The sequence below is a fragment of the Patulibacter minatonensis DSM 18081 genome, assembly GCF_000519325.1.
Lineage (GTDB): Bacteria > Actinomycetota > Thermoleophilia > Solirubrobacterales > Solirubrobacteraceae > Patulibacter > Patulibacter minatonensis.
Genome location: NZ_KI912613.1, coordinates 3915542 through 3932522, shown reverse-complemented (window position 1 = coordinate 3932522; position 16981 = coordinate 3915542). Strand labels below are relative to the sequence as shown.

The following is a 16981-nucleotide window of genomic DNA, read 5'->3' as shown; positions in this document are numbered from 1 at the left end:
TGGACCGGCTTAACGAGCGGACGGGAGGCTAGCAGCGTCGTCGGCGGGGCCGGGGTCGTCCCCGGGGTGGTCGGAGCGAGCGGCGTCGGACGCGGGCGCGTCGGCGTCGGGTGCGGAGCCGGCGCCAGCGGGAACGGCGTCGGGAACCCCCACGGTGGCACCGTCCTCGGCGGCGTCGTCCTCCGGATCGTCGAGCGCGGGGCCGACATCGGGGCGGGCGACGCCACCCCGCGGCGCGCGCCCGGCTCCGGGGTGCAGGACGGGGTCGCCGCGTTCCGGGAACGGGACCTCGACGACGTCGAAGTCCCGTGGCAGCACCGTGTGCTCGAACGCCGCGCGGGCTTCTGCCAGGGCGTCCGACGGACGATGCCGAGCAGACAGGTGGGTGAGCGCCAGGAGGCCGACCTCGGCCTCCTCCGCCAGCGCCGCAGCCTGCGCCGCGGTGCTGTGCCCGGTCTTCCGCGCGCGCGCCTCGTGCTCGGTCAGGAACGTGGCCTCGTGGACGAGCAGGTCGCACCTCCACGCCGCCTTGCGGACCGCGTCGCACGGGCGCGTGTCGCCCGAGAACACGATCCGTCGGCCGAACCGCTTCTCCCCCGTGACCTGCTCCGGCCGGATGCCCCGCACCGTCTCGCCCCGCTGCAGCAGGCCGAACTCGCGGGGATCGTCCAGCCCGACACCGAGGGCGCGCGCGGCGTCGACGTCGAAGCGGCCGGGCCGGTCGTCCTCGGCGACGACCCACCCCAGTGCCGTCGTCCGGTGCTGGACCCCGATCGCCTCCGCGGTCCAGCCGTCGCGGCGCAGCTCGTCGCCGGGCTCCACGTCCTGCACCGTCAGCGGGTACCGCACGCCGCCGGTGATCCGCAGCAGCCCCTCGACCGCCGCGGTCGTCCCGACGGGGCCGGCGATCAGGAGCGGGGCCTCGCGCTCGCGCAGGTCGAACGTCTTCAGCAGCCCGGGCAGCCCGAGCCAGTGGTCGGCGTGCAGGTGCGTCAGCAGGACGAGGTCGAGCTCGACGAGTCCGCTCGAGCGCATCAGCTGCCGCTGCGTTCCCTCGCCGCAGTCGACCAGGACGTCCTCTCCCCCGCGCCGGACGAGCATGGCCGGCAGCCCGCGCCGCGCGGTGGGCGCCGAGCCGCCGGTGCCGACGAAGAGGACCTCCAGGTTCACGCGGCCGAGGGTAGTGGGTCGGTGTCCGCGTCAGCCGGTCGGCTCGCTACACTCCGACGCGGACCGAGTCGGGTCCACCGGCGCCCGTAGCTCAGTGGATAGAGTGTCTGCCTCCGGAGCAGAAAGTCGCAAGTTCGAATCTTGCCGGGCGCGCTCCACGAAACCCCCGCGTTTGCGGGGGTTTCTTAGTTTCCGGGGTGAGGCGTCATGGGGGTCGTTCGGGTGCGGGTACCACCTGCGGGTACCACTTCGGCGGCCGAGCACCCGCGGGGCCGCGTCGGGCCTCGGGAACGCGCCGATGAGCCAATGGACGCGGCGATCAGTTGAGCGGCTCGCGGACGCGCCGCTCGACGTCCGACCGGACGAAGCGCAGCGTCCGCCCAAGGCGGGCCGCCGGCAGGACCCCGCGACGGGCGAGCTCGTAGACCGTCGACTTCGGCAGCTTCAGGAGATCGGCGACCTCGGCGGCAGTCAGGACCTCGTCGCGGGTGAGCGGGCGAGCGCGCACACCTACGGCTCCGGGGAGCGAACGGGGCCGGGGATCGGGGAAGGCCGAAGCCATGCTCGATTTCTAGATCGGCGCACCGGCCGCGGCAATGGGCACTAGTGACCACCGGGCGCGGGATGGCCCGTCGCGTGGACTCAAACGTCGGACGGCGAAGAGGCAACCGAGTCACTTATCAGCCGTGGCGCCGGCCGTTCGCCGGCCTGTACGCGTCGCCCGTGCGGGGGCCCGCGTCCTGAGTGACCAGCTCGAATCGGCCCTCTCCAAGGGGTGGATACTGTGTGCGCGGATCGACGAAGTCGATTTCGCGGTGAGGTGGCCTCGGTGATCTCCGTCTAGGAGATCGACGTGGACGACGACCACGTCTGAACCCGCGCAACGAGTCGCCACCCGGCTCTCTCTCCTTCTTCTACGTTTCCGGCGCCGGCAGGCGTCGACGGCTCGCGCCGGATTGCGAGGCCGGCCCGTCCACCCAAAACCGGATCGGTCAGGCACCCATGACTACGCGCATTCCGGCGCGACCGGCAGTGAACTAGGGCGTCGTGCGACGAGAGCGGGGGGCGCGTTCCATAGGGACCGAACGCCGCGCTCGACCTCGGCTGGCAGGCGTCGCCCGGCCGTGGCGGGGACAACGCCCCCCGACCTTCCGGCCCGGACGTCTGCGGACATCCGTCGGCGTCAGGCCGAGATGGTGCTAACGAGTGATCACCGCGCGGACGACCACCCCGAGTGACCAGTGGGCGCTTGTTACCACTGGGCTTTCGCGCCCAGTCTGCTCGTGTCCCGGAGCCCGAGCGCGGCGGACGGCGAACGGCTTCGCACTCGAGCTTGGTCCCTTTCGACATTTTCGACCCGGGGAAGACCTCTACGGCAGGCACCGGCCCGCTCCGCCCCGAGCAGAAGTGGCACGATGCCCGCACTCGTGCCACACTTTCGGCATGGGTGCCACTCTTGTACTTGGGCAGCAGGGCCGCCTCGTGATCCCCGCCGACGTGCGAGCCGAGCTGGGTCTGGCGGCCGGCGACCGCCTACACCTCCAGCTGTCCGGTCGCCGGCTCGTGATCGAGTCGCAGAAGGACGCCGCGTCCGAGCTCCGGGGTCTCGCCGCGGGCGTACCGAAGTCCCGGTCACTGGTCGACGAGCTACTCGCCGAGCGCCGCCAGGCCGCCGCGTCGGAATGACCGTCCTCGACGCCTCTGCCGTTCTCGCGCTCGTCCATGACGAGCCAGGGGCCGCGGTGGTCGCCGGGGCGCTGCAGTCGGCGAAGCTCGGCGCGGCGAACCTCGCCGAGGTCGTCGGCAAGCTGATCGACGTCGACGTGGACGTAGCCCGCGTCCGCGAACTCCTCGCCGCCGCGGGCGTCACAATCGAGCCGGTCACCGAAGAAGACGCCGAACTCGCCGGCGCCATGCGTGCCCTCGACGGCGGAAGATCGCTCTCCCTCGGCGACCGATGCTGCCTCGCGTTGACGGTTCGCAGCAGCCCACCCGAGGTGCTGACCGCCGACCGTGTCTGGGCCGACCTCGACCTTCCGGTCACTGTTCGTCTCCTGCGGTGACCCAGACGGCGCGGGTCGAGTCAGACTTCTGCGTCGCCCGGCTGAGGAGAAGTCACTGGCGCCGGTGGTAGCGACCAAGGGCCGAACGGCCGAGGCCCGCGTTCGTGCTTCTCACGCTCTCGCCGGCGGTCTCGTGCGTCACCGTCACGCGATACGACCTGAACGGACTGGCCCGAAAGACCGCGCCAGCGCTTCACCGTCTTTTCAATCTCGCGCAGAGCTTTCGCGCCGTCGTGAGCCCCGTACTCGACGATATGACCGTGCACCAGCGATCGGAGATCCAGCTGATATTCGAACGGCCCACCGATGGGTGCAAGACCCCCAGCTCGTCTGAAATCAGCTACGGCGGTAGTGAGTGGCGGCCAAGCTGAATCGTCGTCGAGCTCGCGGCGAAGATCCGCCCAGAGCGTCCGCCATTCTTGGCCCGGAGCCAGGACCGGAAAGCGGTCGGGGATCCGCAGCGGGTGGGTCTCCGAACGATCGAGCTCAGACATAACGGTCTGATCAAAAGTCAATCGCACGTCGTAGGCCGGTGTCTTGCCGACGTTCCGAACGACGAGTTCGGCGTAGTTGCCTGACGCCATCACCTTTGCCTCGGCGAACACCACCACGTAAGGCTGAGCTGCCTGCTCGGCCAGCTCGCGTTGGGCTTCGAGCTGGCTCCCGTGTAGGTCCCATGCCTGCTTCGCCTGCTGTCGAAGCCGATCGTGCGCGGCCGCGTCGTCCTCGGCCCTCTGCCGTCGCCCCTCGACGACTTGATGAACAGTGACAAGAGCGGCACCCAACGCCACCAGCAAAGTCAGCCATGCGGCAATCGCCGACCACGTCTCGGCCTTCGCGCCGGCGTTCAGCGCAAATGCGGCGACGATCGCGCTCCCTCCCACAGCCATCAGGCCGGCGCTTGCCGTCGGCCAGAACCGCCGACGGACACCCGCGGTAGATTCGGTCAGCTCGGGCCGCTGGCCAGTGCAATCCAGGTGTTCGTCGCGCACGTCGCTACCCGCGCCCGCCTTTCCTCGCTCCCCTGTCTCCGTCATGTACCAACCGACCGTACTCTCGGCCGCCGACGCTACGGGGCCGTGGGCCAGCGTCCAATGCCACGCGACACCCGGCGCCCAGTCAGCGTCGGTTATGCACCGCCGCTGCCGGGCCCGGCACCAAATCTGTCGTTGAACTTGTTGTAGATCCCATCGGACTTCAGAAGCACGAAGCTCACACCGAGAATCTTCGGCATGAGGTCCCGCTCCCGAGGGTCGAAGTAGATGATCGTGATCGCTACCGGGACGCGGTCCAGCGCATCGCGCATCACCATCCGGACAAACCTCGGAAACGCCGGCCTCAGGAGTAGCGACGGGCCTACGTGCGCCCGTCGACGGTGACCACGCAGGGCGGTGAAGTCGGCGACTGCAACCGCAACAGGCACCGCGCTCTGAACGGGCCGGTCCTTTGAGACTCGGGTGTAGGGGCCTCGTGACAGCCGCCCACGCGCGTTGCATTTCGCGGCTTACGATGTCCAGGTGAACGATGCGACAAACCCCAGTCGACCGCTGATCTCAAGCCCCATGTTTCTTTTGGGTGCCGGCGCGTCGGTCGAAGCCGGAGCTCCAACGTCTCTGCAGATGACCCAGAAGCTGCTCGCGTCGTTCAACGAAGCCGGATATCTCGACCAGGCGGGACAAGCCCTGAACTTTGTCTGCGGAGCGATCGCCGCGTATGACGCCGCGGCTGGGCATGACCCACTCCGCAGCCTCGACGTAGAGCGCGTTTATTCCGCGGTCGAGCTCCTCGCCGAACGACGCGATCTCGAAGTGAGCCCGTTTGTCGCTTCGTGGCATCCTGCGGTAGACGTCTGGGACCGACCCCGGCTGCCGTCGTTCTGGGACAAGCGGTTCGCTCAAGCCCTCGCGAAGCCGGGCTTCGACACCGCTCGCGATGAGGTCGTCGCCCTTATTAGATCTGCCACAGGGCAAGGCACAGGCGATGTCTACCGCGGGCTCGCGGACCGTATGGTCCAACAGCTGAAGCAGCTCGTGGCTATCCCGCCGGGACAGACGGCGTACCTCGGTCCGCTGCTTGAGATGGCAAGAGACAAGCGAGTGGACGTAACCACCCTGAACTACGATCTTGCCGTCGAACAGGAGGGTGCCGCCCGAGGCATCGACGTCTCAACCGGAATTGAATCCTGGACGTCGCACCGTTCCTGGGATGGCCCGGAGAAGGGCGTACGACTCCTCAAACTGCACGGTTCGATCGACTGGAGAGCAGCCACTTCCGAGGCGCAGCTAGGCCACATCGCACGGGAAGCGATCGCGGTAGCCAGGATCGACGACCATGGTGCCCCCCAGGTGGTATTCGGCAAGCGCGGCAAACTGAAGGGCGGCGGGCCCTTCCGCTCGATGCTGAGCGAATTCGAACAGCGACTCGCCGGAGCGCTGACGCTCATCTCAATCGGCTACGCCTACCGAGACGATCACGTGAACCACATCATTGAGCAGTGGCTAGCCGCCGACCATCGGCGTGGGATCGTCGTCATCGATCCGTCCTGGTCCTCTGGGGGCGGCCGCGGATCCGGGCCCGACTATCGCGACGGTCTCAAGGCCCGGCTGAACCCAGACTGGCTCCCCGAAGGACAGGAGCGTCCACCTAACCGAATGACCTATCTGGAGATGGGAGCCGGCGACGGTTTGCAACACCTTCTCGGTTCCGACACCGGGCCCGCGGAGCAGTCGCCGCCGATACCGTGAGGCCCGGTGAGGACTTTCCCGCGGTCGCTGCCGATCGGTCCGGGCCGACGCCAGGGGTCGTCCTCGACGATCAGCTCCGTCGCGAAGTGACCTTCCGCCTCTTCGCGACCCCCTGGCGACGTCCACTCTGTCTCGGTCGAAACCGACCACCGTGCAGCGCCCATCGCACCAACCGGGCGCGTCGTTCTCGCAACGCCGCCCACCATCCGCTCCGAACGGGACACAATTGTTCCAGCCAGAGATGCATCTGTCGGTTGATACAGCCACGGGCGACCGCGCTCGGCCTTCGATTACAGGCCACCGGTCGGACACGAGGCGCTCCGCCGTGCGACTCCTACCGCCAGAAACTGCCGTCGCCTCTTCTGGGGCAATGCGGTCCCGTGTTCACGGAGACCGTAGGCAACTCAACTAGCCGAGGTCGCTAAGCCGACGACCGAACGCCCACTCATGGGCGTTCGATCTGACAGCGTTCAGGTACCACTGCGGCCGACTTCTGACGAGTTCGTAGTCGGGCTGGCGCTCGCCACGCACCACGAGGACCACCTCACGTTGAAGGCTTTTGGCGTAGCCCTCCAACACATCTCGGCGGATGTAGAGCGCGTTGCCAGACTCGAAGTGCGGGGGCGAGAGGAACACGCGAGCGGCAACGCGGCCGTCACTATCGACGTGGTCCAGGCCGTCCGGGGACCTGAGCAGCCCCATCGCCTCGGTCAGCCGCCGCGAGGGGACGAGCAACCCGCCTTGCTGATTGGTTGTGCTGTGGTGGCTCTCCCAGGCGAAGCGGTGGCTGACGATCTCCGCGTCGCACGTCCCCACACCAGGGAGCTCCAGCCAATAGCGATAGGGATTTTCCTCCCAGCGCATGACCGAGGCCGCAAATTTCGGAGACCACGGGATCTCGCCAGCGTACGTGTAGTAGTCGCTCGGGTCCCCAGGCCAGCGTGTCCCGGACCACCCTGACGACGCGCCGACTGCTGCCTCGAACTGGGTGGCCACTTGGGGGGTCACGAGCAGCGCCTCGACGACGCCCCAGGCCCGACGGCCAGCGATGTTGTTGAGGTCGCGCAGGACGACGTTCACCGCGACCCACGGACCGTCGGTGCCGGCGAGCTCCGCGGGCGCGAGCAACTCGTCCGGGACGGTGACGATTCCGCGGCGGACCCAGTCAGACAGTCTTACGGGTGTAGCTCGGGCCCATCGAGGAATCTCCACCGGCAGGGGCGGTGGCTTGTCGGGGAACGAGGGATCAAGGTCGACAATGTGCTCGGCGGAGTCTTTGGTGAGCACGCGGGCGTCATCAAGTCGGCCGGCGAGCTCGTAGTAGGCAATCCAGCCGTATTTCTTGCCGTACCGGTCGACACGGTCAGGATGGTCTGCGCGCCCGCCTCGCCATTGGCTTTCGGCGATGCTCCGATCGATTCCGCCGAGTCGGTCATCGCGCCAGCCGAGGTCCCAAATCCTGCCCCGTATCGCAGCGAGCCCCGCGCGGTACGCCTCGTGCGTGCTGTCGTAGTTGGACCGGTCGTCGTAGAGGCCCCCAACGGTGTAGTTCTCGAAGTCCATGCCGAAGGCGCGTTGCACTTCTTCACCACGACTGCTCTTTTCGCTGTCGCCGCGCGGCGCAGCCGCGGCCGCGAACGGCGATTTCCAGAGGGACTCCGCCGGAGCTGCCGCGTTGCCCCGAAGTGCGGAGGCCATGTCCCACGCTCCCTGCGCATAAGCGCGCATCAGCCAGTGACTGGTCGGCTGGGTCGCGGCGTCTCCGCGGAAGGTCTCCCCGAGCCGTCGTAGGTACTCGCCGTAGACGCCATCGAAGTCGTCAGTTCCTGGCCGTTGGTTGGCCATGATCACGCCGTAGGAAGCAGCGAGCAGCCGCTCGGGCACGTATGGGTCGTCCAGGTCCAGCGCGCCGGTGGTCATCTCGAACAGCTCTCCTGGTGCGTCGCGACCGAAACGGTAGAGAGCTTCGGTCGCACAGTCGCGGAGCCGCCGGTCGGTGCTCGTGAGCAGCCAAGACACCCACACCGCGCGCAGCCGGTCAGTCCCGTCGCGCTCGTGACGCTCGCGCCAGCGGCTGCCAATCGCTTCGATGTCGCGCTGTAGTGCCCCATCGCGCTGCGGCCAGCTGGGTTCGTTGGTCTTGCGGACCCACTCGGTCCAGCGCAGATCGCGATCGGCGACCGGCAGGGTCCGCAGGACGCGGTCGATGTAGTCGGCGTTCAGACGGTGATGCGGATCGCTTCGCACGTCGGTCAGTCGATCCACGATCTGCCTGAACGCCCACATTGAGCCGCTGCGCAGAACGTTCGCAAGTGCCTCTGCGGTCTCGACGTCAACCGCACCGCGATCAAGGTCCGCCGCGTCGACCAGCGCCTGTTCGCGTCGCAGGCCATCGAGGTGAGGCCACAACTGCCGGTAGGTCCGACGCGGCAGGACACCGGCCAGTGCGGTCAGGATGTCCGGAGCCAGCGGATGTCCAGCCTCGTCCTGTGAGTCGAGCTTGGCGAGGTTCTTCGTGTCTGCCAACCACGCCTCGATGCCTCCCGCGCCGACGTGTCGGACGATTGCGTCGGCGATGAGGAACCCGGCGAAAGCGTCGAAGAGGATCCCGCTGGGCTGGCGCTGCCAAGACGAAGCGGGCTCGCGCATCAGAACACCCTCATCCTCCAGAGCGCGGGCGATGCTGTGGTTCCAGTCTGCGCCGCGATCGATCATGGCGCGCACTTCTTCGAACGGAAGGTCTCGGGCGCGCCGCTCCCAGAGGGCCAGCGCGACCTTGTCTAGACCGCTCGCGACGTCAGGGATTCCGCAACCAAGTAGCTCGGTGCCTATGCGTCTAACCGATTCGTCGCGGAATGCCTCGAACAGAGCCACGGGGGTCGCCGGGAGGGAGGACAGCGGCACTGGACGCCGCTCCTCTGGAGGGCCGGGGTTGGCGACCTCGCAGAACATCCACAACAGCAACGGCTGGCGCAGCAGCCGCTGCGGAAGTCGTGCGTCCCCGCGTCGGATCTTGTAGTGGTTGAAGTAGCGGTCGACGGCTTCGTCGAACTCATCGACGAACCCAGGCAGCTCAAGCCGGGCGGGTGCGTCGTCGGGCATGGCGTACCCCAACGCTGACTCGCGAAGCGTGAGGAGCACTAGAACGTTGGGGAAGTCCGCGGCGGCTACTTGAAGGGAGCTCAACAACGGCTTGAACCGCGCCGGATCCTCGGCTTCGTTGAGCCCGTCGATGACGATGGGCACGCGCCGACCGGCGCGCGCTCCAGCAGCGTCAACGGCCTCCAGAAGGTCGCGGAATGAGCCTTGAGGTCGGGACAGGAGGGGTACCAACAGGTCTTCAAGCCCACTGGTCCGCGAGAGGTTGCGGCCCTGCAAATAAATGCCGGCGGGAGCCTCGCCGCGTTCGGCAGTCAGCGCGATCGCCAGGTTGGATTTGCCGCGACCTGCATCACCGACCACCGCCCACATCTCGGGGCGAATGCGCTCCGCGAAGCCGGCCAGCAGCCGGCGGGCGCGCCGAAGCTCCGCTTCAAGCATGTGAGTGCTCAGCGCTGCCGGCTGGCGGTCCTTGCGCAGCCGCGCCATCACCCTGTCGGCCTCGCGGCGGCCAACTTGCGTGAGACAGGCCTCCGCCGCGAGGCTCGATGCCGGCTCAGGTCCGTGAGCTTGAAGCTCCGTGACAACCTTGCGCAGTCGTTCCTCCACCTGCGCGGCATCGGTCAACAGCCGACCGATGGCGTTTTGCGCCTCGTGGTCGGAAGCGAGCTGCCGGAGGTCCTCCGCAAGCTGCTTGGTTTTTTGCCAAGTGCGGCGGCGCGCCGGGAAAGAACCGGCCACGCCTCTGGCCGGGCAAGGACCTGCTCCAGGACTTTCTCGGCCTCCACCTTGATGTGGAGCTTGGCGTTATAGCGTCGTTTCACCGCGGCGACTCCCTCCCGACGGAGGCGTGCAAGCCGCTCAGGCGTGAGAACGAGTTCGCCGAAGTAGGCCTCGCGAAGTGGCGCGGCGTCGCCCTCCAACAGATCGGGCAGGTCATCGTCGCCGGTGAGCAGGTGGAGGCTCATGTCGGTCTCGATGCCGTTGAACCAGGACTGGTCGGCTGGCGTCAATGGGCGCCGGGTGCACAGGACCCAGTCGGTGAGATCCGGCAGCCACTTCTCCGTCGTTCGTATGGCCTCGACGATCTTCTCCCTTCGACGCTCCCCGATCTGCCTGCCCGACGCGACGTCGTACCAGCGGCACTGCCAACCCCACCAGCGGGGCGGGTCGCCCAGCGCGTCGCACGAGGCAGTGAGACGCAAATGGAACTCGACGCCGGGCTGCTGCGCCGTCGACAGGAACTGCCCCTTGGAGGCATACGTCCGGCGGATGGCGCCGCGCCACAGCAACTCGAAGTTGTGCTCCGGCGCCCCGCGCAGCGCCGAAAACTTGTCCCAGTCGAGCGCCGGCATCAGCTAGCTCTCGTCCTTGCGTTCCCCGTTGTCGGTATGCGAGTGCAATGAGAAGATCTCGATCTTCGCGTCCACGTCGACGAGGATCTTTACGAAGCCTCCGATGTTGTTCTCGTCGGTCGTCAAGACAAAGTCCGCGCCTTCGCGTCGGACCGAGTGGTCGTAGGCGAAGTTCTCCACATCGGCGGGCCCCACCGAGTAGAGCTTCAACTCGCGCAGGAGCTCCGCGATCTCGTCGGAGAGGTCCGGCGGCGAGTCTTGGTCGCCGTCGTAGGTCTCGGCGTCTAGGTCCGCGTAGACGCGGTCACGGAGACGCTCGAACAGCTGCTCAGCAGCCTTCGCGGCTTCCTCAGTCTGGAAGCGCCCAATCAACTTCAGGTTGCTGGAGTGCTCGGAGCCGTACCCAATCCAGACCTTCATTCGGCTTCCTCTCCTGCCAGTAGTTGGTAGGTCGCCAAGAAGGTGCGCTCGCCGATAGCGACGCCGCCGGCCGCAAAAGACGACCTGCGCAGAACACCGTCGGCGTCGATGTGCGCGTACCGCTCAATCAGCGGCTGACTGCGAAAGGGCTCAGCAACCGGGAGTCCGTCGGCGCCCTCCTGCGAAATCGCGAGCCTCACCTCGCCGTTGTAGGCATCGACCCAGGCGCGCAACGCCGCGAGGGTCCGCGCCGTCGCGCCCGTTCCTGCGCCGAAGCGGAGCTCGGGCAACAGCAGCAGTTCTGCGGCGCCGACGCGCGCGCCGAGCTCGGCGACCGCATCGAGCTCGCCAATGGTGTGATCGTTCACCACGACGTTCACTCCGAACGGTGCGACGTGGCGCAGCATGTTCAGGCGGTCAACGAGCGCATCAAAGGGCCGCCCGCGCAATCGCTCGTACGTCTTTCCGACCCCGTCGATGGACACCCTCACCATGTGGACGCTCCCGGCTAGCTGACTGAGCAAATCCTCGGAGAGCCGGTGGCCGTGGGTCGTGAACGACACGGCGAGCGCCGTCTCGTTCGCAACGGCCCGACAGAGCTCCGCGAACCCCCGCACCGTCGTGGGCTCCCCACCCCCGAAACCCACACCGAGGCACCCAGCAGCATCGGCCTCCCGTAGCCAGCCGAGCACACGGGCAGGGTCGAGGGCGGCGCGGTGCTTGTTCGCATAGCAGAAGGGGCAGTGCAAGTCGCAGGCGTTAGTCAACGCAACAGCGAGATGCCTTGGGGCTGCGGCCCACTCCCGCTCGGGAACCGCGACCTCGTCAACGAGAAGGTTAAGCCCGGTCGCACGATCGAACGCATGTACGCCGACGCGGTCGCGGCGGATCTTGAGTCTGCGGAATGCGACAGGTGAGGCCATGGTCAGCAGCGACGTGAGCCTAGACGAGCAACCGGAGTGAACAGTCTTGCCATCTTGCGCACCAAACGTCCGAGGGGCCACGGTGTCGCGTGTCGCGACTAGCGACCCGGCTCCCGTCATGCCCCCGCTGGCCCGTTCGTCGTCCCGGATTCCCGCTCCTCGACGATCGGCGTCCCGAACGCCGCATTCACCGCCTCGACCGCCGCCGCGTCGATCTTCGAGTGCAGGTAGCGGTTCGTCGTCTGGATGTCGGAGTGGCCGAGGACGTCGCGGACGGTGACCAGGGGCATCGAGCGGGCGAGGACCGAGCCGGCGGCGTGGCGGAGGCCGTGGAGCTTGACGTGGCGCAGCCCGGCTGCCTGGACGGCGCGGTTGTAGCGCGAGCGGAGGGCCTCGCCGTCCAGGCGGCGGCCGAAGCGGTTGCAGAAGACGTAGTCGTCCGGGGTCGTGAAGTCGCCTCGGGCGCCGACGCGCGCCAGGGCCTCGGCGGCGGCTCGCGGGAGTGGGACCCGGCGGGCCTTGCGACCCTTCGGTTCCTTCTCGACACCGGCCGAGACGGCGCGGCGGACGTGGAGCGAGGCGCCCGACATGTCGACCAGGAACGCGACGTCGTCCCAGCGGAGCGCCAGGACCTCGCCGAGCCGCAGCCCCGAGTAGAAGAGGACGCGGAAGAGATCGGCGTCCTGGCGGTCCTCTGCTGCTCGCGCGTCTCGCTCGGCCGCCTGCGCCTCCTTCTGGGCGCGCGACAGCGGGGCCGGCGTCTCCGGACCGCGGTGGTCGGGGTTGGCCCTCCCCCGCACCGTTCGGTGCGCCCCTGCTTCGCACGCTCGCGCCAGCGCTTCGACCTCGGCCGCCTCGTAGAAGTCCAGCGTCGCTCGCGGGGCCTCGCGGCGCTTGTCGGTCGCCGCGAACGGGTTCACCGGCACGGCGTGCGTGTCGGGGCGCTGGCCGTAGGCGAAGATCGCCCGCATCGTCTGGCGGTGCTTATTGACGTTCCGCGGAGACAGCCCCTCGTCGTCGAGCTGCCGAAGCCAGGCACTGGCCGCCTTCGGGGTCAGGTCCTCGGCGACGGTGTCGCCGAACGCCGCCATGATCCGGCCGGGAGTCGTGCCGGTCCCGCGCTTGTGGGCCTCGCCGGGCTCGCGGAGGAGGTGCCGGTAGTCGCGGAGCGTCGACGGTGCCGCACCGCGGACGTGCTCGAGCCAGTCGAGCCACTCGAACGCGAGCCGGCGGACCGTGATGAGTTTCGCGTGCTCCTCCGCCGCCGCGGCCCTCGCGGCCTCGTCGGCGACCGTCCGTGTCGCCTCGGCTGCCGCGACGTGCGCGGTCCGCTCGTCGATTCAGCCCTCGGGCGTCCGGCCGCGGCGCTTGCGCCAGCCGCCCTGGCCGTCGGGGTCGAGCCACGCGCGGCCGAGGCGACGCTTGACCTGGCGGCCGTCGTGCCGCCACTTCGCCTCGTAGTACGGGGTGCCGTCCTTGCCCGCCCGCACCGTGACGACGGGTGCCGTCTCGCTCGTTCTCGCCACGCCGATCCCTGTCCGTCTGCGTCGCTCGAGGTCCAGGTCCGGGCCTCGAAGCGCTCCCGCCGACGACCCCGCCGAATGGGGCTCTGCGGAGGCGCTCCGCGGAGCGACCGTAGGGCCAGGGTACCAACGATTTCGGCGCGGGTACCACTTTCTCAGCGGGTACCACTGCGGGTACCAAACTCGCCGAATCAGCCTAGGAAACTGACGATCCGGCAGACTGAATCGCGCTAGGAACCGCGTTCTAGACCCTTCCGCGGGGCCTCCGGAGCAGAAAGTCGCAAGTTCGAATCCTGCCGGGCGCGTGAGACGAAGAGGCCCCGCTCCGGCGGGGCTTCTCTCGTTCTCCGGGTCCGACGGTGCGCTACTTGATCTCGTAGCCGCGCGCCTTCCAGAACGCGGTGGGGTCCGGATTCGTCAGCTTGGGGTCGCCGACGCTGGGGGCGGCGGAGGTCGCGTACCCGGGGCGCATCTCGACGTGGGTGTGACGGCTCTCCTTGCGCGAGACGCCCCGCCAGGACTCGGTGGCGATCTGCTGTCCGCGCTTGACGGTCTGGTCGACCTTCAGGCGCTTCGAGGGCGCCGAGTGCAGGTAGACGATCGTCTTCTTGTACGTCGCGTTGTAGATCGCGATCGTCGACAGGCCCTTCCGTCCCTCGAAGCCGGCCGAGATCCGGGTGACCTTGCCCTCGATGAGCGCATGGACGGGCGACCCGAGTCCGCGCGCGATGTCGATGCCCTCGTGCTTGCCCGGGGTGGTCGAGTAGCCGTTGAACGGGCAGCTGATCTTCCCGCCCGACTTCAGGTAGAGCCCGAAGGACAGCGTGCGCTTCTTCGGCGGGACGGGCGTCGGCGTGGGAGTGGGCGTCGAGGTCACCGGCGTCGGAGTCGGAGGCACCGGGGCCGGTGTGGGCGTCGGCGCCGGGGCGGGCGTCGTGGCGGCACGGAAGCGGTGGCTCGCGTTCTCGTTCTTCAGGCCGGGCTTCAGGTTGCCCTTCGCACCGGCCGCGAACGTCTGGCTCGCGCCCTGGTAGCCGCTGTTGAAGTACACGGTCACCGGCCCGGCGCTGCGGTTCCACACGGACGCCGCCTGGTTCTTGACGCACTGCCCCTTGCCGGCGCCCGGTCCGCGGTACTCGTAGCAGCCGGGCTGCGTCGTGCCGTACACGTCGAGCGAGCCGGCGAAATCGGAGACCGACCCCTGCTGGCCGCTGTTGAAGAAGTAACAGAACTCGCCCGGATCGCAGACGCCGTCGCGGGTCGCGGCCTGGGCCGATGGGACCGCGAGCGCCGAGGCGCCGAGGAGGGACCCGGCGACGCCGAGGACCGCGAGCTTCTTCTGCATGACCGACTCCGGGTGCTGCGGGGGATCCGGCCGTGAGGTCCGGGCGAACCCGCGGACCGGGCTCGTGGGACCGATTCTGGCAGCGGATCCGATCGGCACCGTGAGACGATCGTGAGAGCTCCGGTCGCCGGTGTCGCCGGCGGCCGCGGACCGGGATCGTCGACTCGCGCGCCGCCGGGCCGTCAGCCGCCGACCGGGCCGGCGACGTCCCGCTCGGTGCGGTCCCGCCCGCCGTTCTTCGCCCGGTAGAGCGCCCGGTCGGCACGCTGGAGGAGGTCGTCGGCGGACTCGTGGCCGTCCCACTGGGCGACCCCGACCGAGCACGACTGGCCGTCGGGGGTCAGGACCCTGAAGCGGTCCCCGACCGCGGCGGCGGCGTCGAGCTCGCACTCGGGGAGCGCGACCGCGAACTCCTCGCCACCCATCCGCGCGAGGAGGTCCCCGCCCCGGAGCGCAGTGCGCCAAGCCGCGCTCGTCCGGCGCAGGAAGCGGTCACCGGCGCCGTGGCCCTGCGTGTCGTTCATCGCCTTGAAGTTGTCGAGGTCCATCGCCCCCACGCACAGCGGTGTCGCCGCGCGCCGGGCGCGGGCGATCTCGCGCGCCAGGCCGTCGTCCCAGGCCCGGCGGTTCGCCAGGCCCGTGAGGGCGTCCGTCAGCGCGGTGTCGCGCAGCAGGGCGAGCGTGTTGGCGAGCTGCTCCTCGGCGTGCTTGCGCTCGGTGAGGTCGCGGGTGACCTTGCCGAAGCCGACGAGGTCGCCGTCGGCGTCGAACAGGGCGGTGAGCACGATGTGCGCCCAGAACCGCCCGCCGTCCTTGCGGACGCGCCACCCCTCCTCGTCGTAGCGCCCCGTCGCGGCGGCACGCTCGAGCTCGCGCGCGGGATGGCCGACCGCCAGGGACTCCGGGGTGTAGAACGCCTCGAAGCTGCGGCCGATGATCTCGTCCGCGCGGTAGCCCTTGATCTGCTGGGCGCCGGGGTTCCAGCTGCGGACGATGCCGTCGACGTCGAGGACGATGACCGCGTAGTCGGTCAGCGACGCGACCAGCAGCCGGTAGACGTCCGGGACGCCCGGGAGCGGCGTCGGGCGGGTCGCGTCGGTGTCTCGTCCCTCGGGCACGTCCGTCCGAGTCTGCCGGTCGCGACGGACGGCGGCAACGCCGCTCGACGGGTTGGCGGGGCGCGGGCGTCGGGGCCCGCGCCCCGCCGGGTCAGCGACTCAGGTCGATCCGGATCGACGAGCCCGGCAGCGACTGGAGGCTGCCGTCGGCGACCTGCACGAACACGCGGTAGGTGCCGCTCTTGCGGATCCGGACGCGCGTGGCGTACGACGCGTACTGGTCGGTGCCGGCCTTCGTCCGCGAACCCTTCAGCGTGACCCACTTGCTGCCCGTGAGTCGCTGGACACCGATCGCGTCACCGACGCGGGCCGGGCGGACGCGGCCGGAGAACCGCAGCGCGTTGCCCTTCTTGACGAGCCGCTTGACGTTCGTCGTCACGGACACGCCGACCTGGGTGCCCACGACGTCGGAGACGACGGGGGTCTTGTCGGTCGTGGCGACGCGGTACTGCGTGTTCAGCCCGAGGCCGAGGAGCGGGAACGCGAACGTGCCCTCCTTCGACGTCAGCTGGACGTTGCCGATCCGCTGGAAGCCCGCGGTGTACGGCCACGGGTTCGCCTGGAGCTGGACCTCGCGGTCGGTGCTGCCCGTCCCGCCCAGCGTGCCGGCGATCGTCGTCGCCCCGCCGAACGGCACCATGCTCGGGTTCGCCGCGACCGCGAACCCGAGCGGCTGCTTCGGGGTCTTGAACGTGCGGTCGGCGCCCTTGACGAGGCCCTTCTTGTTCGACGCGATGATCCGGTAGTGGTAGACCGTCGCGGACTTGAGGCCGGAGACGCCGGCGGTGGCCGCGACCGGGGAGATCCCGAACCCGGCACTCGCACGGGCGGTGCGGGCCCCGTACTTCTTCGACGTGCCGTACTCGAAGCGGTAGTTCGTCGGTGCGCCGCCGGGATCGACCCGGCCGGTGACCGTGGCGCTCTGCGGCGTGATGCTGCCGGCGAGGCCGGTGGCGACCGACGGCTTCGTGACGGCCGGGGCCTTCGCGGGTGCGGCCTGGGCGGCGGCGGGGGCCGCGGCGACGACCACGAGGCCGGTGACGACGGCCCTGGAGATGCGGATCATGGAGACGCTCCTGCACTTGGTGGCCGACCGCTGGCGGCGACCTGTCGGGGGACCGGCGAGGTGCTCGCCGGGCGGTCCATCGACCCTAGCCCAGGATCCGCGCCGAAAACGCGCCGCGCCGTGAGAGTCGCATGAGAACGTCCTGGTCCGGCCGG

At 69.1% G+C, this 16981-nt stretch carries 16 protein-coding genes and 1 tRNA gene; 4 read left to right on the top strand and 13 right to left on the bottom strand.

Features of this window, described 5'->3' with window-relative positions:
- Positions 1–9: 9 nt before the first annotated feature.
- Positions 10–1170 carry a ribonuclease Z gene (locus PATMI_RS31390; RefSeq protein WP_211241749.1) on the bottom strand — a complete coding sequence of 387 codons (1161 nt, stop codon included), beginning with the start codon at positions 1168–1170 and terminating at the stop codon, positions 10–12.
- An 80-nt stretch (positions 1171–1250) separates the two neighbouring features.
- Between PATMI_RS31390 and PATMI_RS0118330 the strand changes: the two genes are divergently transcribed.
- Positions 1251–1323, top strand: a tRNA-Arg gene (locus tag PATMI_RS0118330).
- A gap of 166 nt (positions 1324–1489) precedes the next feature.
- On the opposite strand, the gene PATMI_RS0118325 is transcribed toward PATMI_RS0118330, so the two are convergent.
- Complete coding sequence (locus PATMI_RS0118325; protein WP_026911935.1) at positions 1490–1678, bottom strand: helix-turn-helix domain-containing protein; 189 nt, start codon at positions 1676–1678, stop codon at positions 1490–1492.
- A gap of 935 nt (positions 1679–2613) precedes the next feature.
- Here PATMI_RS0118325 and PATMI_RS0118320 point away from each other — a divergent pair.
- Entirely contained in the window at positions 2614–2856 is a 243-nt protein-coding gene (locus tag PATMI_RS0118320) for an AbrB/MazE/SpoVT family DNA-binding domain-containing protein (RefSeq protein WP_026911934.1), read from the top strand.
- The gene (locus tag PATMI_RS0118315; RefSeq protein WP_026911933.1) at positions 2853–3233 is read left to right on the top strand and encodes a type II toxin-antitoxin system VapC family toxin; all 381 of its coding nucleotides are present in this window, start codon (positions 2853–2855) and stop codon (positions 3231–3233) included. Before PATMI_RS0118320 ends, PATMI_RS0118315 begins: the two co-directional genes overlap by 4 nt.
- Before the next feature lie 20 nt (positions 3234–3253).
- On the opposite strand, the gene PATMI_RS0118310 is transcribed toward PATMI_RS0118315, so the two are convergent.
- Together PATMI_RS0118310 and PATMI_RS0118305 are read right to left on the bottom strand one after the other, a co-directional pair.
- The gene (locus tag PATMI_RS0118310; protein ID WP_026911932.1) at positions 3254–4270 is read right to left on the bottom strand and encodes a hypothetical protein; all 1017 of its coding nucleotides are present in this window, start codon (positions 4268–4270) and stop codon (positions 3254–3256) included.
- 92 nt (positions 4271–4362) lie between these two features.
- Entirely contained in the window at positions 4363–4545 is a 183-nt protein-coding gene (locus tag PATMI_RS0118305; protein ID WP_026911931.1) for a hypothetical protein, read from the bottom strand.
- Positions 4546–4852: 307 nt separating this feature from the next.
- Between PATMI_RS0118305 and PATMI_RS0118300 the strand changes: the two genes are divergently transcribed.
- Entirely contained in the window at positions 4853–5977 is a 1125-nt protein-coding gene (locus PATMI_RS0118300) for an SIR2 family protein (RefSeq protein ID WP_026911930.1), read from the top strand.
- 408 nt (positions 5978–6385) lie between these two features.
- Here PATMI_RS0118300 and PATMI_RS0118295 read toward each other — a convergent pair whose 3' ends face one another.
- The 9 genes from PATMI_RS0118295 to PATMI_RS0118255 form a co-directional block, all read right to left on the bottom strand.
- The gene (locus PATMI_RS0118295) at positions 6386–9817 is read right to left on the bottom strand and encodes an NACHT domain-containing protein (RefSeq protein ID WP_157260845.1); all 3432 of its coding nucleotides are present in this window, start codon (positions 9815–9817) and stop codon (positions 6386–6388) included.
- A complete protein-coding gene (locus tag PATMI_RS0118290) occupies positions 9700–10431 on the bottom strand; it encodes a hypothetical protein (protein WP_026911928.1) in 732 nt (243 codons plus the stop codon). The genes PATMI_RS0118295 and PATMI_RS0118290 overlap by 118 nt, the downstream gene beginning before the upstream one ends.
- A gap of 3 nt (positions 10432–10434) precedes the next feature.
- Positions 10435–10851, bottom strand: a complete 417-nt coding sequence (locus PATMI_RS0118285; protein WP_026911927.1) for a DUF6375 family protein — start codon at positions 10849–10851, stop codon at positions 10435–10437.
- Positions 10848–11774 carry a radical SAM protein gene (locus tag PATMI_RS0118280; protein WP_051472005.1) on the bottom strand — a complete coding sequence of 309 codons (927 nt, stop codon included), beginning with the start codon at positions 11772–11774 and terminating at the stop codon, positions 10848–10850. The genes PATMI_RS0118285 and PATMI_RS0118280 overlap by 4 nt, the downstream gene beginning before the upstream one ends.
- Positions 11775–11890: 116 nt before the next feature.
- Positions 11891–12865: a tyrosine-type recombinase/integrase gene (locus PATMI_RS0118275; protein WP_026911925.1), complete on the bottom strand. Its 975-nt coding sequence runs from the start codon at positions 12863–12865 to the stop codon at positions 11891–11893.
- A 249-nt stretch (positions 12866–13114) separates the two neighbouring features.
- Positions 13115–13300, bottom strand: coding sequence for a hypothetical protein (locus tag PATMI_RS0118270; RefSeq protein WP_026911924.1), 186 nt, complete (start codon positions 13298–13300; stop codon positions 13115–13117).
- A gap of 361 nt (positions 13301–13661) precedes the next feature.
- Positions 13662–14642 carry a peptidoglycan DD-metalloendopeptidase family protein gene (locus PATMI_RS0118265; protein WP_026911923.1) on the bottom strand — a complete coding sequence of 327 codons (981 nt, stop codon included), beginning with the start codon at positions 14640–14642 and terminating at the stop codon, positions 13662–13664.
- A gap of 182 nt (positions 14643–14824) precedes the next feature.
- Complete coding sequence (locus PATMI_RS37650) at positions 14825–15760, bottom strand: GGDEF domain-containing protein (protein WP_051472003.1); 936 nt, start codon at positions 15758–15760, stop codon at positions 14825–14827.
- Between the two features lie 91 nt (positions 15761–15851).
- Positions 15852–16826, bottom strand: coding sequence for a hypothetical protein (locus PATMI_RS0118255; RefSeq protein ID WP_026911922.1), 975 nt, complete (start codon positions 16824–16826; stop codon positions 15852–15854).
- Positions 16827–16981: the final 155 nt, after the last annotated feature.